9 protein-coding genes are annotated in these 8,419 nt (G+C 64.1%); 6 read left to right on the plus strand and 3 right to left on the minus strand.

Features of this window, described 5'->3' with window-relative positions; translation table 11 throughout:
• The first annotated feature begins 107 nt into the window (after nt 1-107).
• Together GSQ88_RS06590 and GSQ88_RS06595 are read left to right on the plus strand one after the other, a co-directional pair.
• On the plus strand, nt 108-803 hold the full coding sequence (locus tag GSQ88_RS06590; RefSeq protein WP_159006580.1) for a glutathione S-transferase family protein: 696 nt from the start codon (nt 108-110) through the stop codon (nt 801-803).
• A 213-nt stretch (nt 804-1,016) separates the two neighbouring features.
• Nucleotides 1,017-1,454 (plus strand): EF-hand domain-containing protein, encoded by a 438-nt coding sequence (locus tag GSQ88_RS06595; protein ID WP_210253761.1) that lies wholly within the window; start codon nt 1,017-1,019, stop codon nt 1,452-1,454.
• A gap of 51 nt (nt 1,455-1,505) precedes the next feature.
• Here the strand turns inward: GSQ88_RS06595 and GSQ88_RS06600 are convergent, their stop codons facing one another.
• A complete protein-coding gene (locus GSQ88_RS06600; RefSeq protein WP_159006582.1) occupies nt 1,506-2,207 on the minus strand; it encodes an HAD family hydrolase in 702 nt (233 codons plus the stop codon).
• Nucleotides 2,204-2,407 (minus strand): hypothetical protein, encoded by a 204-nt coding sequence (locus tag GSQ88_RS35550; protein ID WP_246735098.1) that lies wholly within the window; start codon nt 2,405-2,407, stop codon nt 2,204-2,206. Before GSQ88_RS35550 ends, GSQ88_RS06600 begins: the two co-directional genes overlap by 4 nt.
• A 104-nt stretch (nt 2,408-2,511) precedes the next feature.
• Here GSQ88_RS35550 and GSQ88_RS06605 point away from each other — a divergent pair, with 104 nt between their 5' ends.
• The gene (locus GSQ88_RS06605; RefSeq protein WP_159006583.1) at nt 2,512-4,089 is read left to right on the plus strand and encodes a DUF1800 family protein; all 1,578 of its coding nucleotides are present in this window, start codon (nt 2,512-2,514) and stop codon (nt 4,087-4,089) included.
• Nucleotides 4,090-4,094: 5 nt separating this feature from the next.
• The gene (locus GSQ88_RS06610; protein ID WP_502706701.1) at nt 4,095-5,345 is read left to right on the plus strand and encodes a DUF1501 domain-containing protein; all 1,251 of its coding nucleotides are present in this window, start codon (nt 4,095-4,097) and stop codon (nt 5,343-5,345) included.
• Between the two features lie 358 nt (nt 5,346-5,703).
• On the opposite strand, the gene GSQ88_RS06615 is transcribed toward GSQ88_RS06610, so the two are convergent.
• A complete protein-coding gene (locus tag GSQ88_RS06615; protein ID WP_159006584.1) occupies nt 5,704-6,189 on the minus strand; it encodes a MarR family winged helix-turn-helix transcriptional regulator in 486 nt (161 codons plus the stop codon).
• A 109-nt stretch (nt 6,190-6,298) separates the two neighbouring features.
• Here GSQ88_RS06615 and GSQ88_RS06620 point away from each other — a divergent pair, with 109 nt between their 5' ends.
• Both GSQ88_RS06620 and GSQ88_RS06625 read left to right on the plus strand, forming a co-directional pair.
• Nucleotides 6,299-7,267 carry a quinone oxidoreductase family protein gene (locus GSQ88_RS06620; RefSeq protein ID WP_159006585.1) on the plus strand — a complete coding sequence of 323 codons (969 nt, stop codon included), beginning with the start codon at nt 6,299-6,301 and terminating at the stop codon, nt 7,265-7,267.
• Between the two features lie 74 nt (nt 7,268-7,341).
• Nucleotides 7,342-8,217 (plus strand): peptidyl-alpha-hydroxyglycine alpha-amidating lyase family protein, encoded by an 876-nt coding sequence (locus GSQ88_RS06625; RefSeq protein ID WP_159006586.1) that lies wholly within the window; start codon nt 7,342-7,344, stop codon nt 8,215-8,217.
• Nucleotides 8,218-8,419 lie beyond the last annotated feature (202 nt).

Genomic DNA, 8,419 nt, shown 5'->3' on the forward strand with positions numbered 1-8,419 from the left:
CGGCCGTCATACGCGGGCTTGACCCGCGTATCCATCGTTTGAGAAAGATGGATTGCCGGATCAAGTCCGGCAATGACGATCTGGAATAAACCGCCGCAGGAATCCCAATGACCCTCAAACTCTTCGAACTGGTGGGTGCCGATCCGGCGCGTCCGTTCAGCCCGTATTGCTGGCGGACCAGGATGGCGTTGGCGCATAAGGGGCTCACGGCTGAAACGATCCCGTGGTGCTTTACCGAGAAGCAGGCGATCGCGCCGCATCAATCCGACAAGGTCCCGGTGCTGCTCGACGGCGAGACGTCCGTCGCCGATTCCTGGCAGATCGCCAAGTATCTCGAAGACACCTATCCGGAGCGGCCATCGCTGTTCGGCGGCGAGGGCGGCCGCGCCATGGGGCGCATGATCAACGGGTGGGGCGATGTCGCCATCGTCGGCGGTATCGCTCCGCTGATCGTGGCTGATATTCCGGACCTTCTGAAGCCGGAAGACTCGGTCTATTTCCACCAGTCCCGCGAGGCGCGTTTCGGCAAGCCGCTGCAAGAGGTGGTGGCGGGCCGTGACACATCCGTCGAAGGTTTTCGCCGCGCGCTCGATCCGATGCGGCTGACGTTGAAGACGCAAGCCTATCTCGGCGGCGACAGTCCGAATTACGCCGACTACATCGTGTTTGGCGGCTTCCAATGGGCGCGCGTGGTGAGCCCGTTCAAACTGCTCGCCGAAAACGATCCGGTCCATGCGTGGCGCGAAAGATTGCTTGACGCCTTCGACGGCATGGCGCGCAAGTCACCGGGGTACGATGTGTAGCGCCGTCACCGGATGCTCGCTCTGCTGACGCAGACAAGTTGGCGCATCGGTGTCGCGGAAAAATATAGAAATAATAGCCACGCGGAATGCTGTTGTTGTGAAGTGCGCAAGGGTTTCAACCTGTTCACGCAACGTATAATAACTTCGGTCTCTAGTCGTTTGTGTTTGCAGAGACAGGAGCAAGATTTGTCGTACAGGAATTCCATTTGCGGAATGGGCGTCGCCTTGACGCTGTGGCTGGTGGGCGGACCCATCGCGCTGGCGCAATCTCCCTCCCCGGGAGCCATGAGCGGGCCGGAGGTCTGGGACGCCAATCACGACGGCGTCTACACCTGCGCGGAATGGAAGAGCTATCTCGACCGGATCTTCACCCTCGCCGATCGCAACCGCGACGGCAATCTCGACAAGTCGGAATTCGTGACCGCCAAGAAAGCCACCGCCTCGGTGCTGCCGGAGGCGGAGTTCGGCTATTTCGACGAGAACCAGGACGGCAAGATCAGCCGCGCCGAATTCGTCGGCAAGCAGAGCGAGTTCATCATGCGGTATGACACCAACGGCGATTGCCGTGTCACGGCGGCTGAGATCAAAGCGGGCGACGCCCCGAAAGGTCCGCAAGGCCCGGCGCAAAAGCCGCGCGACGTGTTCCATTGATGTGGCGGACCGCCGGGTAACTTCGGCGGCCATCCTCTCCGACGACGCGCTCTAAGGCGCGTCAGGCGATGACGGGAGGACAAGCTCGCCCGGCTTTTGCAGCATGGCCCGTACCGCGCCAAGATTGGGCAGCACCGCGATGCATTTGCCGCGCGAGGCTTCCGTGGGCGGCACGATGTCGGGCACCATGATGGTGATGGCGCCGGCGGCGTGCGCGGCGGCGACGCCGGGATTCGAATCCTCGACGGCAAGACAGAGTTCCGGGGCGACGCCAAGCCGCGCCGACGCGAGCAGATAGAGATCGGGAGCGGGCTTGGCGTGCGCGACGTCGGTGCGGGTGATCACCGCGTCGAAGCGGTGGCGGATTCCAGCCAGGGTGAGTTGGTTCTCCGCGCCACGACGAGATGCGGAGGTCACGATCGCCATCGGATAGCCCTGCTGCTGCACGGCATCCATCAGGTCCGTGGCGCTGCGCTTGAGCGGTATGCCAGCTCTAAAGATGTCGTCCCGATTGGCACGGAAGGCTTCGTTGAGACCGGCGATCGGAAAATCAGCGCCGTAGCGATCGAGCAGCATGCGGTCGCACTGCGCGCCGGTGAGGCCGACCATGGCGTGGCAGAGTGCTGCGATATCATCGGTGTAGCCGAACGCGCCCATCGCCGCGACCAGGCTGTCCATGAACAGCTTTTCGGTATCGAGCAGCGTTCCATCCATGTCGAGGAGGACGGCCTTGATGGTCCATCGGTCGGTCACGGGGTCGCGGTGCTCACGCTTTGCATTGCCGCCTGACGCAGGCAATCGCGGCACAGGCAATCGCCGCCGTCGACCGGCATTGGCAGCTTCGCGGGTTCCTCGGCACACCAGCAGCTACCGGACAGGCTGCATGAAAATTCGGTCCCGCAGCCGGAACAGGCGAGGCGGCGCGGCAGCGGATTTTCTAACCGATTTGTCATGAAACAAACCAAACCTTGGCCGTGATTTTCATGTCGGGTTCATCCCCAACGGCGGTATGATGCGCACGTTCAATATAGCCGCCGCGACGTTAAAGGGAAATCCGATGGCCCGCGATTCGCAAGCAGCTTTGGTGGCGCTCAATCGTTTCGGGCTTGGCGCGCGCGGCGGCGCGTCGGGCGATTTTGTCAATGCCGCCTCCGATCCGCGCGGCTTCGTCAAGGCCGAACTGGATCGGCCCAATGGCGCGCTGCTGGAAGCGCCCGGGCTGCAATCGACGCCGGCGCTGGCCCAGGAAGTCTTCGCCTATCAGTTGGAGCAGAAGCAGGCGCGCGAGGCCGCCGCGAAGTCTGGCACGGCGACGCCGCCGCCCGAGGCCAATCCGGCGCCGTCGGCGGCCGATGACAAGATGCAGCGGCGAAACCTGTCGCTCGACCGCATGGCGATGGAGATGTCGCCGAAAGAATCTGCAAAGGAGCCAGCGAAAGCATCGGCGGAAAACGCCAATGCGGCGATGACGCCGGCCGATGCGATGCAGCCCAACGCGCAAAAGCCGCCGCAGTCGCCGCTCAACGTCATCCAGAAGACCTTCCGCGCCGAAGCGCTGGCGCGCCTGCAACGCGCATCGCTGGTCGATTGCGGATTCACCGAACGGCTGGTGGTGTTCTGGTCGAATCATTTCTGCATCTCCGCCAACAAAGGCGGGCTGGCGCGGATGTGGGCCGGCTCATTCGAACGCGAAGCGATCCGCCCCCATGTGCTCGGGCGTTTTGCCGACATGCTGAAGGCGGTCGAGCAGCATCCGGCGATGCTGTTTTTTCTCGACAATCAGCAATCGCTCGGACCGGACTCCCGCGCCGGGCAGAACCGTAACCGCGGACTGAACGAAAACCTGGCGCGCGAGATCATGGAGCTGCACACGCTCGGTGTCGGCGGCGGCTATTCGCAGGACGATGTGACGTCGCTGGCGCGCATCATCACCGGCTGGACCTTTGCCGGACGGCAGGGAAAACTCGGCACGCCCGGGGTCTTTGTCTTCAATGCCAACGCGCATGAGCCGGGGCCGCAGCGGCTGCTCGGCCAGCTCTATGAGGACAATGGCGTCGCCCAGGGCGAGGCGGCGCTGGGCTTTATCGCGCGCCATCCGTCGACCGCGAAATTCGTCGCGACCAAATTCGCCCGCCATTTCGTCAGCGACGATCCGCCGCCGGCGCTGGTGGCGCGACTGCGGGATGTGTTCAGCAAAACCGACGGCGACCTCAAGGCGCTCGCGATCGCGCTATTGGATTCCGACGAAGCCTGGCAGGCGCCACCAACAAAACTGCGCAGCCCTTACGAATTCGTGGTGGCGACCGGTCGTCTTCTGTCGCAAATGCCGCAGGATCCGAGCCGTTATCTGGGCGGACTCAATCTCTTGGGCCAGCCGCTGTGGTCGCCGGCCGGGCCCAATGGATTTGCCGATACCAATGCCGCATGGGCCGCGCCCGAGGGCATGAAGCTGCGGCTCGATATCTCGGCGCAGGTGGCCTCACGGCTTGCCGACAACGTCGATCCGCGCGACCTGCTGGAGCTTGCCGTGGCGGACGCGGCGTCGCCGGAAACGCGGCGAACCATCGAGCGCGCCGAGTCGCGGCAGCAGGCGCTGGCGCTGTTGTTGATGTCGCCGGAATTCCAGAGGAGATGACCGCCATGGAAAGCCCATCGAAAGCAACCACAATGGATTGCCCTGAGAGCCTGAAATCATCGGCCACATCGCGTCGTTCGCTGTTGCTCGGCGGCGCGTCGTTCGCGGCCTGGGCCTATTTGCCGAAATTCGCGCGCGCCGCCGACGGCCGCGATCCGCGGCTGGTCGTGGTGATCCTGCGTGGCGCGCTGGACGGCCTTGCCACCGTCGCACCGGTCGGCGATCCCGATTACGCCGGCCTGCATGGCTCGATCGCGCTGACGCCGGACGGACCTCATGCCGCCTTGATGCTGGATTCGTTTTTTGCGCTGCATCCGGCGATGCCGGAATTCGCGCGGATGTATCGCGAGAAACACGCCGCGATCATCCATGCGGTCGCGACGCCGTATCGCGACCGCTCGCATTTCGACGGTCAGGATGTGCTCGAAAGCGGCTTTGCCGGTCCGGGCCGGGTGCAATCCGGCTGGCTCAACCGCGCGTTGGAGGCCTTGCCGAGAGGCGACCGCGTCACCACCGCGCTGGCGGTCGGCCCGACCACGCCATTGGTGCTGCGCGGCGCGGCGCCGACGGTCGGCTGGGCCCCGGTCGCGCTGCCGCAAGCCGCCGACGACACCGCGATGCGGCTGGTCGAGCTCTACAGCCATCGCGATCCCGCGTTGGCCTCGGCGTTGTCGCAAGGCTTGCAGCTCGACAAATCGGCGCAAGGCGACGACATGAAGCCAAAACCCGGCACCAACGGCGCCGGCGCGATGCGGCTGGTGGCGCGCGGCGCGGCCAAGCTGATGGCGGCCGACGACGGTCCGCGGATCGCGGCGCTGGCGTTCGACGGCTGGGATACCCATGCCAATGAAGGCGGACCGGTCGGCCGTCTCGCGCAATTGCTGTCGGGGCTCGACGGCGCGCTGGCTGAATTCGAGCAAGGCTTGGGCGAGCGCTGGCGCGACACGGTGATTGTGGTCGCCACCGAGTTCGGCCGCACCGCGCACATCAACGGCACCGAAGGCACCGATCACGGCACCGGCACCGTGGCGTTGCTCGCCGGCGGCGCCATCAAAGGCGGCCGGGTGATTTCCGACTGGCCCGGCCTGAAGCCGGCCAATCTTTACCAGGCCCGCGACCTCGCGCCGACCACCGATTTGCGCGCCGCGCTCAAGGGCGTGCTGCACGATCATCTCGGCCTCGGCGAGCGCGTACTGGCCGACAACGTGTTTCCCGACAGCGCCGCGGCCAAGCCGATGAAGGGGCTGGTGGGGTAGGGGATCGATTCCATGGAACAGATCGGTTCACGCTCCCCGCCGTCATCCTGAGGAGCCCGCCGTTGGCGGGCGTCTCGAAGGATGGCAGCTTGCACGGCCGTCATTTGCGGCAATCCTTCGAGACGCATCGCTTGCGCGATGCTCCTCAGGATAAGGGTGGTAACTTCCGTCATCCTGAGGTGCTCGCCGCCTTCGGCGAGCCTCGAAGGATGGTGTTCAGCGCTGTGCTTTGCGGCCATCCTTCGAGGCTCGCAAGAGCTCGCACCTCAGGATGACGTCCGAGATAGCTTCACCGCCTCTCAGGATGAGGTCGGGGAGTAGCTGATATAATTCGAACTTCGGAAAGGCCGTACTTCCTTTACGCCCCCGCGGGTGGTTCCTGCTGGATGGCGTCGGCGAATTTTCGCATCAGGCGCACCAGTTCGTCGATGTCGTGGGCGTCCCATGTTGCGAAGATGGCGCGGCCAACCTTCTCGCGCGCGGCGTCGACGAGGTCTGTCATGGCCTTTCCCTTTGCGGTAACGGCCGCCTCGCGCACGCGGCGATCGCCGGCGCTTTCCTGCCGCTTCACGAGATCAAGGCTTTCGAGCTTGGCGACCTGACGGCTGACGGTGGTGTAGTCGCGTCCGACGCGGCCGGCCAGTTGCACGACGCCGATCGGGCCGAACCGCTCGACGTAAACGAGCAACGGAAACAGCGCGCGGTCGAGCGGAATCCCGGCTTTTCTGATCAGGAATTCATCGCGCTGCGGTTCGTTGATAACACCGACGATATCCAGCACCGCGCCGTGCAATTGCCGGAGTTGCGCGCCGATATGTGTATTTTGCACTTTATTTCTTGACACCGGTCCATTCTCCAATTAAGTGCATAGTACACATATTCGAGGACCGACGACAGCGGATTTTTTTTCCGCCATACGGCCCTGTTGCCTTCGCGACGAAAGGAAAATCATCATGAAAGCCGCCATCGTTCGAGAATCCGGGCAAGCTCCGGTCTATGGGGATTTCGCGGAACCGGTGCCTGGCGCGGGCGAGACCCGTATCGCGGTGACCGCCGCCGCCATCAGCCAGGTCGTCAAAGGCCGGGCCTCCGGCAGGCACTACAGCTCGTCGGGGCGGTTTCCCTTTGTCGTTGGCATCGACGGCGTGGGGCGGCTCGAGGACGGCAGCCGGGTGTATTTCGTTCTGCCGAAAGCGCCCTACGGCAGCATGGCGGAGCGCGCCGTGGTGCCGGCATCGCACTGCCTGCCGCTGCCCGATGGACTGGATGACGTGACGGCCGCCGCGATTGCCAATCCCGGCATGTCGTCATGGGCGGCCTACACCGAACGCGCGAAGCTCAAGGCGGGCGAGACGGTGCTGGTCAATGGCGCCACGGGAACGTCCGGGCGGCTCGCGGTGCAGATTGCGAAACATTTCGGCGCGAAAAAAGTCATCGCGACCGGCCGCAACGCCGACGCGCTGCGTTCGCTGGCGGCGTTGGGCGCCGACGTGACGATCCCGCTGGTCGGGAGCGACGCCGAGCTGGAGCAGAAATTCAAGCAACAGTTCGCCGAAGGCGTCGACGTCGTGATCGACTATCTCTGGGGCAACAGCGCCGAACGCCTTCTGATCGCCGGTGCCAAGGCCGGCGCGGAGGGCGTGCCGATCCGGTTCGTCCAGATCGGTTCGGTGAGCGGGGCGGACATCACGCTGCCAAGCGCCGTGCTGCGTTCCTCGTCGATCGAGCTGATGGGCAGCGGGATCGGCAGTATCCCGCTCGAACGCCTGGTCAAGGCCGTCGGCGGATTGCTGCAAGCAACACTTCCCGGCGGCTTCAAGATCGCGGCCAATCCCGTCCCGCTATCGGAAGTCGAGCAGGCCTGGCCGAAAGATGACAGCACCCGGCGCACCGTGTTCACCGTGGATCAGCGGAAATCCTGAAAGCGCGCAGTCAAGGCGATAAGAGTTGATGCGCGCGCGATGGACTCCTGATTTTCCGGGTGTGATAATCGCGGATGCCAATCGAAGTTCCACACCTTCCCTACGTCGCCGTCGCCGAATCGTTCAAGCTGCCGCCGGGCATGAACTTTCGCGGCACATCGGGTGTTGCCTTCAATTCCAAGGGCAACATTTTCGTCATTCATCGCGGCCCGATGTCGGTGATGGAATTCGATCCCGACGGCCATTTCATCCGCGGCTTCGGCGACGGGCTGTTCGAACGGGCGCACGGCCTGCGCATCGATGCGCAGGACAACATCTGGGCCACCGACGTGGCCGCGAACCTGGTCTACAAGTTCGATGGCTCCGGGCGGCTGCAAATGGTGTTGGGCGTCAAGGGCCACAGCGGCGAGTGGCACCCGTACGGGCATCTGCGGCTATTGCACGAACCGAACGAGGCGGTGGTCGGACCGACCGGCGACATCTTCGTGCTGCAAGGCCACGGCAAGGCGGAGTCGCGCGTAGTCAAGTTCGATGGCGACGGCAACTTCATCAAGGCCTGGGGCGGCAAGGGCAAGGGGCCGGGCGAATTCGATCTGCCGCATTCGCTGGTGTTCGACGCGCAGGGGCTGCTCCACATCGCCGATCGCAACAACGCCCGCATCCAGGTGTTTGACGCCGACGGCAGTTACATCCGCGAGTCGCAACATCCCGGCACGCCTTGCGGGCTGTTCATGGGCGCCGATCAGCACATCTGGCTGGCGCACGGTCACACCGGCCAGATCATGAAGCTCGATCTGAACGGCAACGTCGTGGGCTCGATGGACGGCGCGGGTCCGGGCAAAACCTCAGGTAAATACGGCGAGGCCCACTACATCGCGGTGAGCTCGCGCGACGAGATTTTCGTCGCGGATACGCTGAACTGGCGCGTGCAGAAATATGTGAGGAAGTAGGCGCACTCGGACCTCATCCTCCCGCGCAACAGCTCCACCGTCATCCTGAGGTGCGCGCCATCTTCGGCGCGCCTCGAAGGATGGTGTTCAGCTCAGTGCTCGCGGCCATGAACCTCCTCCGAATTAGTGGACACCTGTAGTAGGCTTTAAGAGCCAGGAGGTGTCGAATGGTAAAGCATAAGCGACGGGCGTATGCGGACGA

This window comes from Bradyrhizobium sp. S69 (assembly GCF_009766005.1).
GTDB lineage: Bacteria > Pseudomonadota > Alphaproteobacteria > Rhizobiales > Xanthobacteraceae > Bradyrhizobium.